The organism is Caloranaerobacter sp. TR13 (assembly GCF_001316435.1).
In the GTDB taxonomy this organism is placed as follows: domain Bacteria; phylum Bacillota; class Clostridia; order Tissierellales; family Thermohalobacteraceae; genus Caloranaerobacter.
Genome location: NZ_JXLL01000009.1, coordinates 24,907 through 45,394 on the forward strand (window position 1 = coordinate 24,907; position 20,488 = coordinate 45,394).

A 20,488-nucleotide genomic window follows, 5' to 3' on the forward strand; every position below is an offset into this window, starting at 1 on the left:
GTTCCCTCCGTTATTCTTCTCCAATAATCTTAACTTCTGTTTTGAGTTCGACGCCAAATTTATCTCTAACTGTTTTTTGAATAACTTTAATTAAAGTTAGAACATCATTACAAGTAGCATTACCTAAATTCACAACAAAACCACAGTGTTTTTCAGAAACTTGTGCATCTCCAAATCTCAAGCCTCTTAGACCTGCATCTTCTATTAATTTTCCAGCATAATGTCCTTCTGGTCTTTTAAACGTACTGCCAGCACTTGGAAGGTTTAGAGGTTGTTTAGAAGTCCTTTTTTGTGTAAGTTCATCCATATACTTCTTTATATCTTCATAATTACCGTTTTTAAGTTCCATTTCAACTTCAACAACTATTAATTCTCTCTCATCTATAATACTACTTCTATAGCCAAACTTCATCTGTTCATTTGTAAACTCTATAATTTCACCCTTTTCATCAATGCATCTTACTAACGTTACAACATCCTTCATTTCTCCACCATAAGCTCCTGCATTCATAGTTATAGCACCACCTAAGGAACCAGGTATCCCACTTGCAAACTCTAAGCCGGTCAAAGAATATTTTAATGCAATTTTAGACAATTTAGATAATAAAATACCTGATTGTGCTATAATCTTATTGCCTTTAACTTTAACATTGCTTAGATTTTCTGAAATTTTTATTACTACTCCTCTTATGCCTTTATCGCTTACAAGTAAATTTGAACCATTACCCATTATAAAGTAATCTACGTCTAATTCTTTACATAGAGTTACAGCTTGAGAAATTTGCTCAATCTCTTTAGGTATAAATAAAATATCTGCAGGGCCTCCAATCTTAAATGAAGTATGATTTTTCATTGGTTCATCTATTAATATTTCACTTTCTGAAAATCTTTCTTTAAAAATCTCTACAATTTTTTTCGTATTCAAATATACCACTCCTACATTTATAATTTTTATATTTTTCTAACTTTATACACTATAACTAAATTTATATCTAAATTCTTAACAATTAAGTTCTGCTTGCTAAAATGGTTATTCGTCGTTCGCTATTCGCTAAAAGCTGCCATCAACAACCAATACTGCTATCTAGCAACTGTTAACTGTAAACTATATAATTAAAGTATATCCTTTTTATGATTATTAAACAACTATTGTAAATCCAAAAAATATATTATTTCTCATTCATATACAATTTCTGTATTTGCTCTTTGGCATCATCTAATGCTTCTTTACTACTTTTTTCACCAATCAGTGCCAGTTTAATTTGGTTTTGAAGAATTTTATCAATTTCTTTCCATTTCTCGTGTCGAGGAATTATTTTTGTATACGATAATGAATTTTCTATTCTCTTCATTTTACTGTCATACATATATAAATCTGTTACACCTGATTTTGCAGGAAATACTCCTAAATCCTCTAATTCTTTTTGATATTTCTCCCTAGTGATATATTTTAAAAATTTTACACACATCTTAAGCTTTGCTTCATTTTCCTGTTTGAATATACCATATGCACTTATGCTATTATTAAGTGATACAGGTAATCTCATGTCTCCTATAGGATAATTTGCTACAGTAAACTCAAAACCTTCTCCTTTATTCCTAAGATTCTCTAAAACTCTTAAAGCCCAAGTGCCAGTTGGGTATACAGCTACATTTTTCTTTTTATAAAACATTTCCCATGCTTCATTCTCATTCAACATTCCAAAATTTTCTGGAGTCACTTTATATTTATATTTTAAATCAATTAACTTGTTTAAACCTTTAAGTGCCTTATCTCCATAAAAAATATATTTGCCACTGTTTTCATCAATTATATCGGCACCATCACTAAGTATAATACCCCATACATTATAATAATTTGGTTTAATAAAAGAAGTAAAACCATAATGGTCTATCTTACCATCATTATCTGAATCCCATGTTAGCATTTTCATTTTTTCAACAAATTCCTCATAAGTCCAATTACCATCAATTGGAGGTTCAACTCCTCGCTCCATGAAAAGATCTAAATTGAGATACATAACATAAGTCGTCATCATAAAAGGTACTCCCCACATTTTACCGTTATAGGTAACAGCTCTTAAAGCTTGATATTTGAATTTATTTTTTTCTTCTTTTGTAAAAAATCTATCCAAAGGCTCTAATATATCTTCTCTCATATAATTAAAATCAGCTGCTATTGGAGCAATATCTGGATATCTGCCTGTTTTTATAGCTTCTTCTAATTCAATGGGGCCTTTTTTCCAATCAATAGGCTTAAGTTCTATATAAACACCTGGATTTTCTCTTTCAAATTTTTTAATTTTATCTAATATCCAACCATATCTACTACCAGTTTTAACATTTAATCGTGGAAAATCCCAAAGAGTTATTACTCCCCTCCATGTCTCTTCTTTTTCTATTCTTTTTTCATTTATTTGTTTTCTATAATTAACAATTAATAAAGGGCTAGACAATATCAATAGAACTACTATAATTTGCAGAAATGCTTGTATAAGCTTTTTTGACATACTATTGCACCCCCTAACTATAAATATTCTTAGGGAGTGCTTAATATGTTTTTAGTTTTTTAATAGAGAACAGAGTACAGGGAACAAGGAACAGAGAACAGAAAATAGAAAAAATATGCGGCCAAAGGCCGCTAAACTTATATATTATTTATATTCACTTAATAATGCTGCACCAATAATGCCTGCATCATTACCTAATTCAGCTAAAAATATTTCAGCATGTTTTGCTTCCTTATACAAAACATATTTAGAAACTTCTCTTTTTATTTTCTCTAATAGAAAAATTCCTGCTTTTGAAACTCCTCCACCTATTGCTACCACATCAGGATCTAAAATATTTATTAAATTGGCTATACCTATTCCTAAATACTTAACCATTCTATCAACTACCTCGTTAGCTAATTGATCTCCTTCTTTAGCACTATCAAATATTATTTTGCTGTTTAACTTCATCAAATCATCATTAACTTTTTTCATTAAAGTTGTTTCATATTGCCCTTCTTTTATTAATTTCTTAGCATATTTTATTATAGCGGTAGCTGAAGAAAAAGTCTCAAGACATCCATTATTTCCACAATTACAATCATAAAAATTCTCTCCTACAATCATATGACCTATTTCTGATCCAATTCCATGTGCTCCACTATATACTTTGCCACTTAGTATTATTCCGCCACCAACACCTGTTCCTAGTGTTATAAAAATAGAGTTTTCGTAGCCCTTTGTAACACCTTTGATACTTTCTGCTATACCTGCTACAGTTGCATCATTTTCTATATAAATAGGAAACTCAAATTCTTTTTTCAAATTCTCACCAAGAGGTACATTTGCCCATCCTAGGTTTGGACAATATATAACTTTGTTACCTTCTGGATCTGCTACTCCTGGTACGCCTATTCCTATAGATTTTACTTTATTGCCCTTATCCTCTGCAATATTTATTAAGCCTTTTATTAATTCAATAATATCTTTTTCTACTTCCAAATATCCTCTTTTTGCTTTGGTATCTATTTGTTTCTTATATACTATATCACCATTTTTGTCTACAATACCAGCTTTTATTGCAGTTCCACCAATATCTATTCCTATATACATCATATTTCCCCCTCTACATTTCTGGTTTGATATAGCTTTCCATAAATCTTTTCTTGCCTTTTGCTTTAAGAAAGTTCTTGAATTTTTCTACAGAAGTATTTATAATCAATTCTTCAGGCATATCAATTATTTCAAATAATTCAATTACTTTTTCAAATCTTCCTACATCAAAAGCAATATGTGAATCGCTACCAACTATAACTTTTACACCATACTCCTTACACAACTTTGCTATTTTAATGCAGTTATCTCTACTTCCACTTCTGCTTGGACCAAATGAACTGTTATTTATTTCTATAAGTTTTCCAGTTTCTCTTGCTTTTAAAACCATTTTCTCATAATCAAGTGGAAAAACTGGATTACCTGGATGGACAATTATATCTACATATTTATTTTCCATAGCTTTTATTATTGCATTTGTATTTTGATTAACATTACCAGGTTCAATGCACGGTTCATGTAGTCCAGCTAGAACTAAATCTAATTTGATTAAATATTCCTCAGGAACATCTAGATTTCCATCAAAATCTATAATATTAGCTTCAACACCTTTAAGAATTTCCACTCCATATATTTTTTCAGGTATAACTCTTTGATTACCTATATGGAATAAATGAGGCCCTCCAGGCATATTGGGCCCATGATCAGTTATTCCTACTAATCTTAGTCCTTTATTATTAGCTTCTCTAGCTATTTCCATAACTGTACTATAAGCATGGCCACTTGCAACAGTGTGACAATGAGTATCCATAAGAAGCTTCAATTTAACCACATCCTCTCTTCATTTGCTTATGATGAATTTTATTAATTAATTTTTATCATGTTCATGAAGAGATAAGATCCTCTTATCTAATTCTTCAGCTGCATTATATCCCATTCTTTTCTGTCTATGATTTCTAGCTGCTACTTCAACAATCATAGCTAAATTTCTACCTGGTCTAACTGGAATAGTTATTTTAGGTACTTTTGTATCTAATATAACTGCATAGTCTTCATCTAAACCTACTCTGTCATACGCCTTTTTATCGTCCCAGTATTCCAATTTGACTACCAAATCAATAACTTTGGAATTTCTTATAGCTCCTACACCATATAACCTCTTAATATCTAATATTCCAATACCTCTTATTTCTAGAAAATGTTTAATCAATTCAGGTGCCTTACCTCTTAAAATATTTTCTTCTACTCTTCTTATTTCAACAGCATCATCAGCAACAAGCCTATGCCCTCTCTTAATAAGCTCTAGTGCTGTTTCACTCTTACCAACACCACTTTCCCCTGTAATTAATATACCTATGCCATATACTTCTACTAATACACCATGTATAGTTATTTGAGGTGCTAACATATCATCCAAATAGTTTATAAGTTTACTTATAAACTTTGTAGTTGTCAGTTTCGTTCTTAAAATAGTTCTACCGAATTCCTTCGCCCATTTTATCATTTCAGGAAAAACTTCTAAGTTTCTAGTAAATATTATAGCTGGTATTGGATATTCTAATAATCTTTTAAATCTTTCATCTCTCGTTTTTTTATCTAATGAAGTTAAGTAACTCCATTCAACATTTCCAATTAACTGAATTCTTTCGTACGCAAAATGATTATAAAAACCTGTAAGTTGAAGTCCTGGTCTATTTAAGTCACTTTTAGTAATTTCTATATCAGGATTTTCAGGCTTGTAAATCACTTCTAAATTCATATCATTTATTAGATTATCTATAGGTATAGACTTCATGATAACCTCCTATATAAATATAAGTTGATTTTGGCCATGTGGGTCAAATAATATCCCATCAGACTTAAAAAATATAATTATAATTAAACTAAAAATCTTTTGAAGGTATAATTAATGCAGCTATGATATAAGCTATAATTCCACCAATTCCCATACTAAATATAGTCAATAAAACCCATATTAATCTAACCATTGTTGAATCTATCTCAAAGTACTCTGCTATTCCTCCACAAACCCCTGCTAACTTCTTGTCAGTTGAAGATAAAAACAATTTCTTCACTAAAAAGCACCCCCTTTTTAGTACATATTATATACTTTAACAACCGTTAAGTAAATAATGTAAAAAATATTATTCTTTAAACTTTCTAAAATAATTATATACTGCTTCGGCTACCTTTATATTCATTCCCCCTACTGATTTTAACTCTTCTATAGAAGCATTTTTTATTTTTTCTATCGAACCAAACGACTTAAGCAAAGCTTTTTTTCTTTTTTCACCAATACCCTTTATAGAATCTAACTGCGATTTAAAAAACTTTTTATTTCTTAAGCTTCTGTGATAACTAATTGCAAATCTGTGAGCTTCATCTTGTATTCTCGTAATTAACTTAAAACAATTAGAATCTTTTGGTATGTTCATCTCTTTATTTTCATATATTATTCCTCTAGTTCTATGAAAATCATCTTTAACTAGACCACATACCGGAATATTTAAATTGAATTGCTGGATAGCTTTTTTTGCTGCATTAACCTGACCTTTTCCTCCATCAACCATTATTAAATCAGGAAATATAGAAAAGCCTCCTAAATCTACTTTATTATCTTTTATAAATTCTCTTTCATTTATTCCTCTTTCAAATCTTCTATATATTATCTCTTCCATACTTCCATAATCATTAGGTCCTGATACTGACTTTATTTTAAATCTTCTATAATCACTTTTTCTAGGCTGACCTTCTTGAAAAACTACCATCGAACCAACCGATTCTACACCTTGAATATTAGAAATATCAAAAGCTTCAATTCTTTTTGGTATTCTTTCTAATTCTAATAAATTAGCTAATTCATCAAGAGCAGCTCTGTCTAGCTGAATTTTTCTTTTGATTCTTTCACTATGGTTCTCTAATGTTTCCATAGCATTTTTTCTTACCATTTCCATAAGTAGGTTTTTTTCGCCTCTAACCGGTACCTTTATTTGAACTTTAGAGCCTTTTTTTTGACTTAGCCATCTGCTTATTAACTCTTTATCTTGTATCTCTTCTTCTATTAAAATCTCTTTAGGAACAAAAGATGAATTCATATAAAATTGTTTTACAAAAGAACTCAATACTTCACCTCGTACCATTTCAGATGTATCTGTTAAAATAAAATGTTCTCTGCCGACCAATTTCCCTCCACGTATAAAAAATATTTGTATGCACACATCTTCTATTCCTCTAGCCATTCCTATAATATCTTGGTCAATCAAAGTAGGTGAAACTATCTTCTGCTTCTCTAGTATATGCTTTATCGAATTTAATTGATCTCTATATTTTGCCGCATTCTCAAAATCTAGCTGTTTAGCGGCATTTTTCATTTTTTCTTCTATCAAACGTATTAGCTTATCTTCTTTGCCCCCAAGAAATAATAAAACTTCCTCTATCATTTCCTTATATTCCTTTTCATTTACATTACCTTGACAAGGACCTAAACACCTACCTATAAAATAATTTAAACAGGGCCTCTCTTTCTTTTTAATATTATCTAAATTCTTCCTACAACTTCTTAAGGGATATATATTTCTAATAATTTCAAGCGTATCATTTACAGCAGATGTACTAGTATATGGTCCAAAATACTTAGCCTTATCTTTTTCTATTTTTCTAACCTTAATAACTCTAGGAAATTTCTCATTAGTTGTAACTTTTATATAAGGATATTGTTTATCATCCCTTAAAAGTATATTATATTTAGGCTTATGCTTTTTTATAAGATTACACTCTAAAATAAGAGCCTCTAATTCATTATCAGTTATTATATATTCAAATTCAGCAATACTTTTTACCATTGCCTTAACTTTTGGTGTCTTAGAACTTGAAGCTTGAAAGTATTGTCTAACTCTCTTTTTAAGATTAACAGCCTTCCCAACATATATAATCTGTCCATTTTCATTCTTCATTAAGTATACACCAGGTTTATCTGGAAGTTTTTTCAATTCTTCATCTATACTAAACAAACCAAATCACCTTCCACAATCTATACATTAATTATTTATAATATACCACAATTGCGGTTATTTTGAAATTTGTATATAATTAATACAGTGGAATTTACAGCTACATCTGAGAATGTACAAAGGAGGAAATTTTTATGTCAAATACAAAAAAAACTACAAATTTCATAATGGCTTTCTTTTCGACTATAATGTTCATATCAATCGTCTCCAGAATAATTATGCCTTACATCTCTAATTTAAGTGGAAACGTAGTAAATAATATTGTGTTCCCAATTTTGCTTACTATAGCGTTACTGTTTTTCGGTTCTTTCCAAGGTTTGCTAAGATATGCATACAATAAAAGAATATTAAAAAACAGCGCAGTCCTATTATCTGTTAACATAGACAAGTTTAATTTAAATGAAAGACTTTGGTATTATCTCTTGGTAGCATTAATATACTTTGTACCAATATTCAGAAACCCAATATCTGCTAAAATGATTATAATAAGAGTTGTTTTATTTGTAATAACTTTAGTACTTATAGAAGTCTTACTAAGGCTATCTAATAAAACAATCAAAATTTATTTTCTTAGAAATGGAATTTTAATAACAGGGTTTGATATAAGAATAGGTTTGCCAATTGTTTACGGAACTCAGGTACACAATGATTCTGGATATTATAGCTATAATGACATTGAAAACTATTTTATTTTCCCAGATTATATAGACCTTTACTTAATACTTGAGCAAGGTAAGTTAACTTTTAAATCTGATAGTGAACTTGCACGACAAGTCTCTGGAATTTTAAAACAGAATAAAATAGAAATGAAGAAATTCACTTAAAATGCTGAGGTTATTCCTCAGCATTTAAGCTATAAACAAAATAGATTTATAATAATTGAAAAATAAAAGCGAATAATTGCAAAGCTTTAGCAAAGAAAACTTGATGAAGAATTTCAGAAAAATCCGTAGGCTTAGCAGGACGCTAAGCCAGCATCCTACAAGATAGGACGTCTTGATTAGGTGCGTTAGGATTTTTCAAAATTATGAATCTTAGTTTTCTCTAAAGATTTGCACATGAGCGTTATTTTTCAATTTATTTACTTTTATCTTTTCTATATACTCCTGTACTTTTTTTGCTAAAATTGGTTGTATCAATGGATAGGTTAAATTCTCTGGCAATTCATCTACTAATTTTATTTCTGCTATTTCTGTTTGTGGTAACTCTCCAAGTTCCCTAACTTCTGCATAAAATAGTTGTCCATACGTCTCTTGCTCTCCATTATTTACCGAATATACATTGACTGGATAAATTGTAAAATCTATTGCTCCTGTTTCTTCAAAAAGCTCTCTTGATGCTGCAGCTTGTACACTTTCTGAGGGTTCGATATGTCCACCAGGTATTTCCCAAGTATTTCTTTCTTTATGTCTTACTACAATCCATTTGTCATTATATCTAGCCATTACAACTGCAAAAATAAGTTTATTTTCTTCAAATTTATCGCAATCATAAAACTTTACTTCAAGCACTACTCTCATCCTTTCAAACATAATAATATACAGTTATTCTATCCTCTCTCCTAGAATAATTTTAGGTATAGTAACTAAATAGTGATTGAATCTTTTATAATCCATAGGAAATTATATACCTTGTTAAATTGTGGATTATTTAAAATATAATTTCCATTTATAGATTTCAACAAAATCTTCCTCAGTTTATTTAAATCGAAGGTTTTGTTATAATTTCATCAAAGTCATAATTATAAGTCCTGCTAAATTTAATAAAAAGAATAATCCGAAAACTATATATAAAGTATTATCATATAACTTCCTCTTTACATTTCCAGATACACTTCCCGTTGATTGTCCCATTTTTTCTATAAAAGTACTCATTAAAGCACCTTTAGACAAATCAGTATTAGGTCTTCCAAAGAAAACATAGCCAAGAAATGCACCCGAAATAAATGCCCATATCATAAAAAATGATTCTAAATCTTTCACTCCACCATTCCAGAAATAAGTAATCAACTCTAAAGCTATCAATATAAGTATCCCTGTATATTTCTTCTTTTTCAAGCATATCCCCCCTAATCAATTACTTAGCTATACTTTTTATTATTTATTCAAAAATATAAACTCTATTATCAAATCCTTTATAATTACTTTCACTATTTCTATTACAACCAAAAAATCAAAAAGCATAGCCTTTAACTGGTACTCCTTCATCTTCCTCTTTATACTTTCTATATATAAACAACAATGTTATTATAACTATTAAAGTCATAATAAATTCACCTCATTCCTTCTCTATAGTCAGTTGAACTTTTAATATTCTTCAATATAATATTTTCTAACTCTTTTTTCTCTTCCTCTGAAACATCAAAATAATATATTTTTTTCTTTCTTAATCCTAACACATATAATGTCAGTTTTGATCCTTCTATTTTAAAATTTTCTATTTTCTGCCAAGGAGTAAAAAAGGTTATATTTTTAAACAAATCTAAATAACCTATTCCTTCAGATGTTACTATTAATCTCCTACAAAAAAATGAATCTATCCATAATAAACATAATAAAGTAATAACAAAAATATAAACCAAAACCACTAAAATACTCTTTTCTAAATATTCTGCTATAAAATCCAAAGAAGAGATAATCAAAACAAAAATAAGTCCAAGAATAAGTCCAACAAACAATAATGATCTTTTATAGATATCAAATGGTTCAATAAATTGAATCTCTCCTTTTTTTGTTCTTTTGCTTTTCAAATAGTATATTAGTAAAAATATTATTAAAATTATATCAAAAACTATAGCAAATATCATTTTTTCCTACTCCTTCTTCAATTACTGTTAAAATATTTGTTTTTATATATTCGTTTCAAATCCCACCATACAATATTTTAAAATAATACATACTAACAATTACTACAACTTTATGTTAAATTCTATAATCAAATTTCTAACCCCATTAAGATCGTACTGTAATACTTCCCATTTACATAAAATTCTTTTGATACTTTCCCTTCTTCAATAAATCCAAATTTTCTATATAAATTTATTGCACGCTCATTATCTTCCCTTACTTTTAAATTTATTTTTTTAATAATTTTACTTGCTTTTGCCCATTCAATTAACTCTTTAATTAACTGTGATGCTATTCCCATATTCCAATATTCTTTTTTTACACTTATACCAAATTCGCCAGTATGTTTTAACCTCTGTCTACTACCACCTTTGAAACTTAAACTTCCTATTATTTCACCTTCTATTTCAGCAACTAAATATAATTTATTATCAGAATTATAATACTCCTCAATTATTGACTCCTCTAGTTCTTTCGTTAATTTTAATTCACCTGGTTCGAAAGTAAGGAAATCTGATTCATATGAAATAACATTAATAAACTTTATTAACTCTTCAGCATCTTCTTTCTTTGCTTTTCTTATAATCACTTTCTTACCATTAGATAGTATGTATTCCTTCATGATACCACTCCCTATTTTTAGCTCTTTCTGAATAATTTCAAAAAACCTCTCTTAGGTCTTTCACAATAAGGTAATCGATTCTTCTTTTTATGAAATTCTCGACATTCTTCACATTTACCGAAACGTTCACACTTTTTCTTAGGACATGGACAATTTTCTTTATGTATCTCCATTCTTAACCTCCTTAGCTTATAATTTGCATCTTATTTGTACATTCATAAAAATAACCTTTTACTACTATAAACTAATTTTTGACCTCAAAACCCCCAAACATCACAAAACTATTTATTATAAGGGTAGGACTATTTGTATCAAAGTTATCATTTACTGTTTTATTATCCCAACCACCAAAAACAGGAACTCCTTTTATAACTACATTCCATCCTTGAGGTACAAAGATTTCTGCTCCTCCAAAAGCTATTAAAATATCAATTCTTGCTTCTTGTTCTTTAAGTATACTCGCCTCTCTTAAATCAACATCTACCCCACCAAATATTGATGTAATATTTCCACCTTTAAAACTTTGAGAGGAATTTTTAATATTAAAACCTGAAAACAAAGCAAATGCACTTAAGACATCTTTAGAACTTACTTTCCATCTATCTCTCTTTGTAGATAATAAAATCCAGATACCTAGCAAAATAATAACTATAGGCCAGAATAAGTCATACTCAAATATGTTGAAATATTCAGAGACCTTTAATTGTAATAATATTCCTATGATTATTAATATAATCCCTGTTATTTTCGAAATAGAATTTGTAAATAATTTATACAAACCAATTATAACTAATATTAGCGGCCAATAACCTGAAATAATATCTCTAATAGTTATGTCAATTATTCCAGTTTCACCTAGTAATAAAAAAACACCAATAACAACTAATAAAATTCCAAATATTTTTTTACCATTCATAACTATTCCCCCTTTGTAACCTCTCATTATTTAATTTGCTTACTAAAATAAATATTAAATGCTGTAATGCATTATCCAATATACATTAAATTTCAATAATTTATAAAATATCTTAAATCAAAATTATATTAATAAAAATCCAAAAAATTAATCCTGCAATAAAGTAATATACATATCCTATTTTATTCCTTCGAGCCATTAACTCCTGTGTACCTAACAACACCATAAACAAAATAAAAAATATCTGCATTATTACCGACAGTCTAAATTTAGTATCAATGTCTTTATTTAAAATCACTATTACACTTGAAATGATTACTCCCAATCTTAAAAATGTACCACCAATTTTATAAATTTTCGACTTTTCATTCTTAAAATCCATTGTTTAATCCCCTCTATTGTCTTTAATACTCTTGGCTGACATTTTGTCATTTAGAATTATAGTGATAAGTTAATTGTTCTTTTTCTTCATGATTAAGAAAATATATCTTTTCGTATGTCAAAATTCCATTTTTATCCCATTGTCTTGGTGTATACCAAAAATCACTTGTTGCTTTTGCAATTATCCTTTTTTCTCGGGTTTCAACATTATATATAGTTAAATCAACAGTACCTGATAACTCAGTTGGAGTAACAGGCTGTATATCACTTATAGTTCCTAAAGCTATCAATTTAGAATCATAAGACCATCGTGGCATCCCTACATATGTAATTCCATCAATTATTTTAAAATCCTCTATTGAAACAATAAATCCCCATCTTTCACAAGAAGTACCTGTATCAACAAAAACATATTTACTATTTGGTGCCCATATAAATTCACAAATCCTATTTTCCTTTTCTCCTATGCTTACAGGCTTTTTCTCACCAACTGTCCAAATATACATCTGCCCATACCAACTTTCAGTATCTCCTCGAACGAAAGCAACTTGTTGTCCGTCATAAGACCAAGTGATTGCATATATATCCTTTCGCTCTGTAAGTTTAATCTCTATGTTTTCACGAGTACTATTTAATATTTCTAACACTTCCTCTTCTGTACTATTCTTTCTATCTATAGTAGATGTATCTTGCCCACTTGGTTCATTCTTCTTATTTATTACTTGGTTTTCTTTAGCACATCCTGCTATAAAAAGAAATAGCAACATCACAACAAATATCAATCTATATGACTTTTTATGAAACATATAAAAATTTCTCAAGCCAATAGCCTCCCTACAAATAATCCCTAAATATATCAAGTTTAATCTATTTAGATTTATTAGTAATCAGTTTTTAATCATATGCCTTTTTATTTACTTCTCTTGCTTCTTCTTTATTTAAAGCAGGTGCTTCAAAACTATAATGTAACTCCTTACTAAACCTATCTTCTATCTTGTGAAAATCTCCACTACCAGAAATTAAATTAAAATCTTTAGAAACATCAACCCATAATACTGTATTTCCATACTCATCTCTGGATATTAATGTATAATAATTCATTTTAAATTTCATTTTTAAAGCTACTTTTAAATTTCCAGCCTTTAAAGAATGAACACTTAATTGTTTATTATTAATCATTAAAACACCTTCAAAGACATTTGGTGTTAATATATTTCTAGTTAATTTCCCTTCCAACCTTATATTAATAACTTCTCCTTGTTCGTCTTTATCTTGAATATAGAGATACCCTTGATAAGTTTTATCTACTTGCATTGGAATTTTATAAAAAATAATTAAAAATGTAAAAGCAATTAAACCAACTAAACATTTCTTCTTTTTAATCAAATTCACCCCCATATTCATTTAAATTTCTGATAGTTTTGATTATTTTTATTAACTCTATAAAAAAAGTGTCATAATAATAAACAATATTACTACTATAAGTAACCCTAATATAACAGACTTAATCATATATTCCTCATGATCTCTGCTTTTTTTCAAAAAATAATAATCAACAAAATAAATTATAATTCCAATACTTAATGCTATTCCACCAATAATTGTAAAGTCTTTTGTTGTCAATAATGATTTATAAGATAATTTATCATTTACTCTAATTATCCCGTTTATGAACATTAAAATTGCTAGAATATAAAAACTTACTATATTAGCTTTTCTATATTTTTCCTTAAACACCTCATCTTTTTCACTCATAATTTTACTACGTTTAGGAGTTATAAGCATAATATATTTACTATAATATTGCTTATTATAAGAAAATAAAACCGCCATAATAAATAAAACTGCTGATAATACAAGCATTACCATACTTAACCCTAGTAAATAACTTAATATTAAACATAATATAACAATAAAAAGCATAAATATAATTTCTCTCACTTCTATTCCTCCAATCGGTGTTTTAAATAATATTATTTCTAAATACAATAAAATACCAGTCTCTCATCTTATTTTCATAAAAATATCTAAAGACAAAATAGTTAATATAGTTTACTATATTTTCTACATTTAATAGCAATTTCCTCCATGATTATCTATTTTTGTATAAATTAATTTTTTGCATAGAAAAAGCCGAAGTTAACCTTCGGCATAAGCAATCTCTTTTCCCAAGATAAATTTATTTATAACATGGGCTACTCCATGTTGATCATTTGTATATGTTACATAATCAGCAATTTCTTTTACTTTAGAAAAACCATTCGCCATCGCTACTCCTAACCCTGCATTTCTAATCATATGCTCATCATTTTCTGAATCTCCTATACAAATTATTTCCTCGTTTTGTATTCCTAATTCTTCTGCTATTTTCTTAATTCCTGTCCACTTATTACAACTTTTATTAATAACTTCTAGAGTAAACTGAAATGGCTTTACTACTGTATATTTATCTGAAAGCTTTGTTGAAATCTTATCTAAAATATCATCTTCCAATCTTTTAATCCCTTTGTAACGCTTGTCTTGTATAATATCACTTGTATGCAATTTTTTAAAAAACTTTTTCATTTTCATTACAGCATCAATACTATCGTTTATAATTGTTATTTTATATATCTCAATATCATCGCTTAATGAATTGAAATCTACTAGTTTTAAAGGTACATTGTTGGCTATAGACTCAAATCTACTAAAAATGTCATCTTGAAAAACTAATATACTATCTCTTGTATATACATTTAAACTCAAGTTTAGTTCTTTGGTTAAACCATAAATATATTTTAGGTCTTCGATATTTAATCCATTACTCTGAATGACTTTGCTCATAGTATTGTTTAATACCAAGCCTCCTGCACATGATACTGAATAATTTTCATCATCTATTATATTTAATTGTTCTAAATAAGGAAGCATTCCACCAAATATTCGTCCAGACGCTAATACAATTTTAATATCCATACGTAAAGCTTCTTGTATTGCTTCAAAATTTTCTCTTGATATCTTATGCTCTTTATTTAACAAAGTCCCATCCATGTCCAATGCTAATAGTCTATACATAGCTGAATTTCATCCTCCTATTTATTTAAGAATTCTATAATATGTTTTTTATTTGAATTGAAGATTTTGTTCTTTAAATCTCCTGTTATATATTATCATAATTTTTTATATAATTCTTCTTATTAGAAACAGAAATCTAACCAAATAATCACTTGAAAGTGTACTCTAAATCATTAACAACATAATCAATCCATTCATCTTGAGAATAAACAATAACAGGTAATCCAGCTTCTTCTGCTGTCTCTCTAGTTACTGCATCTAAATGATTTTCTTCAGATTCTACAGTTCCAGCAAGTATTTGAATGCCAACATTTGGATGTTTGAAAAGTAATAAATCAATTTCTCCTTTCCGTTCTCTTGTAATAAACGCGGTTACTTTCTCCAAGCTATCACTCATTTACTCCACCTACCTTGTTAGATTATATCAAACTCCCCTAAATTCAGAGGCTGACACAAACATCAGCCCCTTGAGGTAATTTAATTACTCCAAAACTATACTCTATTAAAAATCAGTAGCATCAGTAGGCAAATGTTTAATTTTATTAATATATTCTGTAACATTTATATCGTCTTGCATGGGATATGTATACTCAAACTTTTCAGCTAATACTTTACCAATGTTCCGTATTAAAATACCTGCTCTGAAAAGTTTTTCCCACATATCATCATAGTCTACAGTTGGATATAGATTTATAAAATCATTATAGCGTTTTTCAGATAATAAACGTTTAAACCACTTTCCACACTTTCCAACATTAACTTTCCAATTATATCTTAATCCTATTTCCCATGATAAAACTTTTTTTATGCAGTCTATTAAAATAACATCAAACATATATTTAGCATATGGTAATTCATCTCTCCATATCCCTTTTGCTATATATGTTTGAATCCACCAAAATTCATTAAGTACTCTCTCAAACTCATTTTTAGTCGGCTTCTTTACATAGTGTATACTCTCATTTGGTGAACTTAATTTTGGTGCCATATTATCTTTATCCAATAATATTTTACTTAATGTATCTTCTTTAATTACTTCTTTTATTTTGGAAATATCACAAAATCTTAAATCTATTCTTACACCATCTTTAAATTGCATTAAAAAAATATATGAGCTATCATTGAAATCATTCTGTTGCAAGATAACAATATCTCCAAACCTTTTAATCCATGCCGGATTAGTTTTAAAACTTATATCTTCTATATTTGTTATAAAAAATACGATGTCATAATCCTGCATAATATCTTTGGGAGCATTTGGATTAATTCTTGAACCATTAATCATTACAACTCTAACTCTTTCTTCTTGATTAGCAAAGTTTAAAATTTGACTGATAACTTCCTCTTCTTTTCTCACGTCTACTACTCCTTTCCCCCATAAAGTGTCTTTAAACAATTCGTGCCATGTACTGGCCTTAGATCAATAAATTGCCAACACAATATCATCTGACAATAATTTTATTGTAAAATGTTTTTATTTCCCAGTTTATTCCAAAAAGATTATTGTTTTTATTTAAGACATCACCTTTATTATAATAATATACGTTCCCTGAACTACAAAATTCGATAAAATCATTCGAAAGTAATTCATTCATTTTTTCTGCCGATAGTCGTGTTTCTGTTTTAAATAATTCTTTTTCAAGTTAAATATACATCTTTCAAGTAATTCCATTTCTACTCTACTCCTCTTTTATGCAGATTTCTATACTCTTAACAATTCCCACTTCATTTATTATATTTTCATTTCACATTTTCTTACTATTGTGATAAAACTTAAAATTATTTAGGAATTGCAACTAACAATTCCTGTTTCCAACTTCTCTGAACTAGCTCCAAAGGGAATATCTCTTGGCGGTGTTTGCAACCGACGAAAAAATGTGGTGTGTTAGCTTAACCACAAAAAAATCTTTAGCACTCTTGCAAGAATACATTGTTATGTGCTGTTGCCACCCATTCTCAAGCGATATGCTAAATTTTTGCTACAACTCTTACTATAGATGCTTCAGCTCTTATTTTAAAGGAAATGCTATTATTTCAAAACTTTTTATTGGTAATAATTCTGATAAATTTGTCATGTTTTCTACTATAAGTATATTATAATTAAAGAGCATTTTGTGTATTTTAAATGGATATTTGTCAGGCGATGGTAAATCTATTCCTAACATTTTTATCTTTTTTTCGATAAAAAAGTCTGGTAATTCTTTATCTACGATAGGATAGTTTGTAAAATACTCTTCTGTTCCGTATTTATCACTATGATTTGTATAAAGTAAAACAATATCATTTTCAGATACCATATCTGAATATTCTTCTTTATATGTAATTACATTTTCATTCCGAACATCTAGTAAACATCCTTTGCCTATAAACGTATCTAGAGCTATTTCATCTATAAATGTTTCGCTATTAGTCAAGGGTAACCGTTCTCAGACATCACGGGAACACTGTGTTATATGACGTCCTCAGAATCATAAATCTCCCTTTAAAAACTTAATGGTTATATTTCTGTAAAACTCATTTTTACTCAACATTAATGGATGTTCTCCTTCAGATGTAAATATTGTCAACGATGATTTTATTTGTTTTGCAACACCAGTTAATCTTTTATCAATGTTTTTTACTAAATTATCATTTAAACTCCCTGTAATAAGAACAGGACAAGTAATTTTATATAAATTATTTTTAAAATTATTTCCATATTCTCTAGCATAATTAATTAACATTTCACTATCTGCATCTACTACCTTTTCCCAATCTTCTCCATGCATATAATACCAAAATTTATCCCCACCATTCTTTTTTGCAATTTGTCTTTCTTCTTTTATTTTTTTGGCTTCTTGTATTGTTAGCTTCTCACCAATAAAACTGTCCGCAATAACTTTATTAACAATTTCAGATTTATTAATTGCAAAATTAAGCGCTAAAATAGCTCCTCCACTAGTACCTAAAATATTTATCTTATTTAACTTTAACTTATTACATAACTCAAATATTACTTTAGTATTCTCAATCCAATAATCTTTAGGAAAAACTTCTAATCTTTTGGATTTACCATGACCAATCATATCAACTAGAATTATTTTATAATAATTTGAGTAATACTTCGCTTCTTCCTTTAACATTTTAGATGAAGCAGTATTTCCATGAATCATTAATAATGGTTCACCTTCACCAATCACTTCATAATATATACCATAACCTTCATAATTAATATAGCTCATAGATAACTCCTTTCAATCTTTATTTACCATAAAGAAGATGTTATATAACGTTCGAAGTTGCGAGGGTATTCCTGAGTAATTGGAGCGAAGGCGTACTCGCTGTTAGCCGAAGAACCTCCACATTATTTTATATAACCTCCATGAAAATATGATCTATATACTTCTTCATTCTCATAAAAAATACTTTCCGTTCCTTTAAAGAAAACAATATTTCCTTCATTTGAGCACCTATATTTATACTTGCCTCTGATACATTCTTCTGGACCACGAAAAGGTTTTTCTTCCGACACTTTTTGAAGTGCCTCTCTTAATGTTTATATAAAACCTTCTGGTATATTCTCTTTAATCATTTTGCCGTAATAATTCATACTCCATATAGGTATTTGTTTAAAGTATACTATTTCTTCTCCTGAAAAATCTTTTTCACCAAAATAGCTATCTAAATAATAGTAATCATTTTCTTCAAAAGCAAGATCTTTAGAAAATTTTCGAGAAGATAGAACTTTACCTTTTTGAGCAGCATATGTATTTCTTTTTGCATTAACTAAAAACTTTCCTAAATTATTCAATTCAATATCCCCTTTCATATTGTAGCGGTTTTTCACTTAACGTTTTGAGCATTCCAGCAGCACCTTTTCGCATTCACCATGGCAAAGCTGCAGGAATGCTGTGTTATCTGCTGTCCCGTTCAGCACTAAATTTACTTTCACATTCACATAATAATATTTAAAAAACAACTATCCATATGTTCCTTTATTATCTACAAAATTATTTAGTTTTTCTATTTAATGACAGCAATTACTTTGACTTCTAAAATCAAAATTTATTCTGAGCTAATCCTTTAAGTAAAACAACCCTCTTTTCAACAATTTTTTTGTGTTGTTCTTCTGTCCATGCAGGATTTTTATTCTTCCAAAACTTGTTACATGGAATTTCTATACATTCTCCACAATGCTCTAGCTTTTTATCAAATACACAGCATTTATAAAAATCACAAACATCAAGTCCTACTTCATGTAACCAACATGGCTTGCCCTTTATAGCATGACATCCTTTGCAATTCTTTTCATAAATTCTGCAATCACTACAAATGCATCCACATGCTCCAATAACTTTTTCCATAACAATTCCCCCTTTTTTTAATAGTAAACAAATATGGTTATTCATCTGATTATGCATATGTACTTTGAGTTACTAATCTAAAAAACTTTCATAGTGATGGCATATAACGTTCCTGAGTTTGCTGACATTAATGACTTTCCCTTATTTGATAGCTTCAATGTCGACAAGCTCATGTTAGAGGACGTCTTCCATTGCCTACTATTTAACCTCTATTAAAAATGCATAATTAGCTTTACCTTGTTTCCATTTTGCTAATACTTCATAAATATATCTACCTTTTTCTTTCGGGACTACTATTTTATTTTCTCTAATCTTTTGAGTTATGGTTTTACTATCTTCCCATAATCTCACAGTTAATTCCTCAGGCTTATAATATGTAACAATTTCTAACTCTGTTCTAGCTTCAACTACTAAAGGTTCTTTATCTTTCACAAGTTCTGGTGGTGCTGGTGAATCAGCACAAAAACCTGTTTTACCACCTAATAAAGTTTTATATTCCCATGAATAAGTTCCTAATACCGCTTTGATATCATCAAAGCTTGATTTTACAATTATTTGTGGAGGTTCTTTCAAATTAGTCTTCCTTAAAAATTGTTGGTACAATATAAAAGATATGATTATAACAATGCATAACAAATAAAACCATTTTTTATTCATTTTTACACCTCATTTAAATACAATTGAATAGAATATGGTCCTTACTGTGTACTTAAAGATTTTTGATGTTAGTATAAAATCATGGACACATTTAGTTTAACAATATAGAATTAA

Annotated in this window: 25 protein-coding genes and 1 pseudogene; 1 reads left to right on the forward strand and 25 read right to left on the reverse strand. The window is 28.7% G+C overall.

Translation table 11 applies throughout. The annotated features are described in order from the left end of the window. Window positions 1-10: 10 nt before the first annotated feature. The 7 genes from murB to uvrC form a co-directional block, all read right to left on the reverse strand. A complete protein-coding gene (gene murB / locus TR13x_RS07440; protein WP_054871290.1) occupies window positions 11-925 on the reverse strand; it encodes a UDP-N-acetylmuramate dehydrogenase in 915 nt (304 codons plus the stop codon). 244 nt (window positions 926-1,169) lie between these two features. Then, a complete protein-coding gene (locus TR13x_RS07445; RefSeq protein WP_242851741.1) occupies window positions 1,170-2,510 on the reverse strand; it encodes a sugar ABC transporter substrate-binding protein in 1,341 nt (446 codons plus the stop codon). Between the two features lie 144 nt (window positions 2,511-2,654). Next, the gene (locus TR13x_RS07450; RefSeq protein ID WP_054871291.1) at window positions 2,655-3,605 is read right to left on the reverse strand and encodes an ROK family protein; all 951 of its coding nucleotides are present in this window, start codon (window positions 3,603-3,605) and stop codon (window positions 2,655-2,657) included. A gap of 13 nt (window positions 3,606-3,618) precedes the next feature. Continuing rightward, window positions 3,619-4,377 carry a phosphatase gene (locus TR13x_RS07455; RefSeq protein ID WP_255351323.1) on the reverse strand — a complete coding sequence of 253 codons (759 nt, stop codon included), beginning with the start codon at window positions 4,375-4,377 and terminating at the stop codon, window positions 3,619-3,621. A 36-nt stretch (window positions 4,378-4,413) separates the two neighbouring features. Continuing rightward, on the reverse strand, window positions 4,414-5,340 hold the full coding sequence (gene hprK, locus TR13x_RS07460; protein ID WP_054871293.1) for an HPr(Ser) kinase/phosphatase: 927 nt from the start codon (window positions 5,338-5,340) through the stop codon (window positions 4,414-4,416). A gap of 88 nt (window positions 5,341-5,428) precedes the next feature. Continuing rightward, window positions 5,429-5,620: a PspC domain-containing protein gene (locus TR13x_RS07465; protein WP_054871294.1), complete on the reverse strand. Its 192-nt coding sequence runs from the start codon at window positions 5,618-5,620 to the stop codon at window positions 5,429-5,431. 69 nt (window positions 5,621-5,689) lie between these two features. Beyond that, the gene (uvrC, locus tag TR13x_RS07470; protein WP_054871295.1) at window positions 5,690-7,555 is read right to left on the reverse strand and encodes an excinuclease ABC subunit UvrC; all 1,866 of its coding nucleotides are present in this window, start codon (window positions 7,553-7,555) and stop codon (window positions 5,690-5,692) included. Between the two features lie 134 nt (window positions 7,556-7,689). Here uvrC and TR13x_RS07475 point away from each other — a divergent pair, with 134 nt between their 5' ends. Beyond that, window positions 7,690-8,379, forward strand: coding sequence for a hypothetical protein (locus TR13x_RS07475; RefSeq protein WP_054871296.1), 690 nt, complete (start codon window positions 7,690-7,692; stop codon window positions 8,377-8,379). A gap of 210 nt (window positions 8,380-8,589) precedes the next feature. Here TR13x_RS07475 and TR13x_RS07480 read toward each other — a convergent pair whose 3' ends face one another. The 18 genes and pseudogenes from TR13x_RS07480 to TR13x_RS07560 all read right to left on the reverse strand — a co-directional run bounded on the left by TR13x_RS07480 (window position 8,590) and on the right by TR13x_RS07560 (window position 20,374). Continuing rightward, window positions 8,590-9,075 (reverse strand): NUDIX domain-containing protein, encoded by a 486-nt coding sequence (locus TR13x_RS07480; protein WP_255351324.1) that lies wholly within the window; start codon window positions 9,073-9,075, stop codon window positions 8,590-8,592. 198 nt (window positions 9,076-9,273) lie between these two features. Then, window positions 9,274-9,612, reverse strand: coding sequence for a hypothetical protein (locus tag TR13x_RS07485; protein ID WP_054871297.1), 339 nt, complete (start codon window positions 9,610-9,612; stop codon window positions 9,274-9,276). Between the two features lie 215 nt (window positions 9,613-9,827). Continuing rightward, complete coding sequence (locus TR13x_RS07490; RefSeq protein ID WP_054871298.1) at window positions 9,828-10,361, reverse strand: hypothetical protein; 534 nt, start codon at window positions 10,359-10,361, stop codon at window positions 9,828-9,830. Window positions 10,362-10,489: 128 nt separating this feature from the next. Beyond that, the gene (locus TR13x_RS07495; protein ID WP_054871299.1) at window positions 10,490-11,023 is read right to left on the reverse strand and encodes a GNAT family N-acetyltransferase; all 534 of its coding nucleotides are present in this window, start codon (window positions 11,021-11,023) and stop codon (window positions 10,490-10,492) included. 17 nt (window positions 11,024-11,040) lie between these two features. Then, complete coding sequence (locus TR13x_RS11245; RefSeq protein ID WP_176718780.1) at window positions 11,041-11,196, reverse strand: hypothetical protein; 156 nt, start codon at window positions 11,194-11,196, stop codon at window positions 11,041-11,043. Window positions 11,197-11,267: 71 nt separating this feature from the next. Next, window positions 11,268-11,939 carry a LiaF transmembrane domain-containing protein gene (locus TR13x_RS07500; RefSeq protein ID WP_054871300.1) on the reverse strand — a complete coding sequence of 224 codons (672 nt, stop codon included), beginning with the start codon at window positions 11,937-11,939 and terminating at the stop codon, window positions 11,268-11,270. A 112-nt stretch (window positions 11,940-12,051) separates the two neighbouring features. Continuing rightward, complete coding sequence (locus TR13x_RS07505) at window positions 12,052-12,321, reverse strand: hypothetical protein (RefSeq protein ID WP_054871301.1); 270 nt, start codon at window positions 12,319-12,321, stop codon at window positions 12,052-12,054. A gap of 46 nt (window positions 12,322-12,367) precedes the next feature. Next, window positions 12,368-13,141: a hypothetical protein gene (locus TR13x_RS07510; RefSeq protein ID WP_054871302.1), complete on the reverse strand. Its 774-nt coding sequence runs from the start codon at window positions 13,139-13,141 to the stop codon at window positions 12,368-12,370. 73 nt (window positions 13,142-13,214) lie between these two features. Beyond that, on the reverse strand, window positions 13,215-13,706 hold the full coding sequence (locus tag TR13x_RS07515) for a hypothetical protein (RefSeq protein ID WP_054871303.1): 492 nt from the start codon (window positions 13,704-13,706) through the stop codon (window positions 13,215-13,217). A 54-nt stretch (window positions 13,707-13,760) separates the two neighbouring features. Beyond that, entirely contained in the window at window positions 13,761-14,261 is a 501-nt protein-coding gene (locus TR13x_RS07520; protein ID WP_054871304.1) for a hypothetical protein, read from the reverse strand. Between the two features lie 198 nt (window positions 14,262-14,459). Next, entirely contained in the window at window positions 14,460-15,374 is a 915-nt protein-coding gene (locus TR13x_RS07525; protein ID WP_054871305.1) for a Cof-type HAD-IIB family hydrolase, read from the reverse strand. A gap of 148 nt (window positions 15,375-15,522) precedes the next feature. Beyond that, on the reverse strand, window positions 15,523-15,771 hold the full coding sequence (locus tag TR13x_RS07530; RefSeq protein ID WP_054871306.1) for an NUDIX domain-containing protein: 249 nt from the start codon (window positions 15,769-15,771) through the stop codon (window positions 15,523-15,525). Window positions 15,772-15,876: 105 nt separating this feature from the next. Then, window positions 15,877-16,731 carry an aminoglycoside 6-adenylyltransferase gene (locus tag TR13x_RS07535; protein WP_054871307.1) on the reverse strand — a complete coding sequence of 285 codons (855 nt, stop codon included), beginning with the start codon at window positions 16,729-16,731 and terminating at the stop codon, window positions 15,877-15,879. A 652-nt stretch (window positions 16,732-17,383) separates the two neighbouring features. Beyond that, complete coding sequence (locus tag TR13x_RS07540) at window positions 17,384-17,788, reverse strand: cyclase family protein (protein ID WP_054871308.1); 405 nt, start codon at window positions 17,786-17,788, stop codon at window positions 17,384-17,386. 54 nt (window positions 17,789-17,842) lie between these two features. Then, the gene (locus TR13x_RS07545; protein WP_054871309.1) at window positions 17,843-18,595 is read right to left on the reverse strand and encodes an alpha/beta fold hydrolase; all 753 of its coding nucleotides are present in this window, start codon (window positions 18,593-18,595) and stop codon (window positions 17,843-17,845) included. Between the two features lie 122 nt (window positions 18,596-18,717). Beyond that, a pseudogene (locus TR13x_RS11290) lies at window positions 18,718-19,182 on the reverse strand (DUF5680 domain-containing protein). Window positions 19,183-19,411: 229 nt separating this feature from the next. Continuing rightward, window positions 19,412-19,717, reverse strand: a complete 306-nt coding sequence (locus tag TR13x_RS07555) for a DUF3795 domain-containing protein (RefSeq protein ID WP_054871311.1) — start codon at window positions 19,715-19,717, stop codon at window positions 19,412-19,414. Window positions 19,718-19,915: 198 nt separating this feature from the next. After that, window positions 19,916-20,374 (reverse strand): hypothetical protein, encoded by a 459-nt coding sequence (locus TR13x_RS07560; RefSeq protein ID WP_152912132.1) that lies wholly within the window; start codon window positions 20,372-20,374, stop codon window positions 19,916-19,918. Window positions 20,375-20,488: the final 114 nt, after the last annotated feature.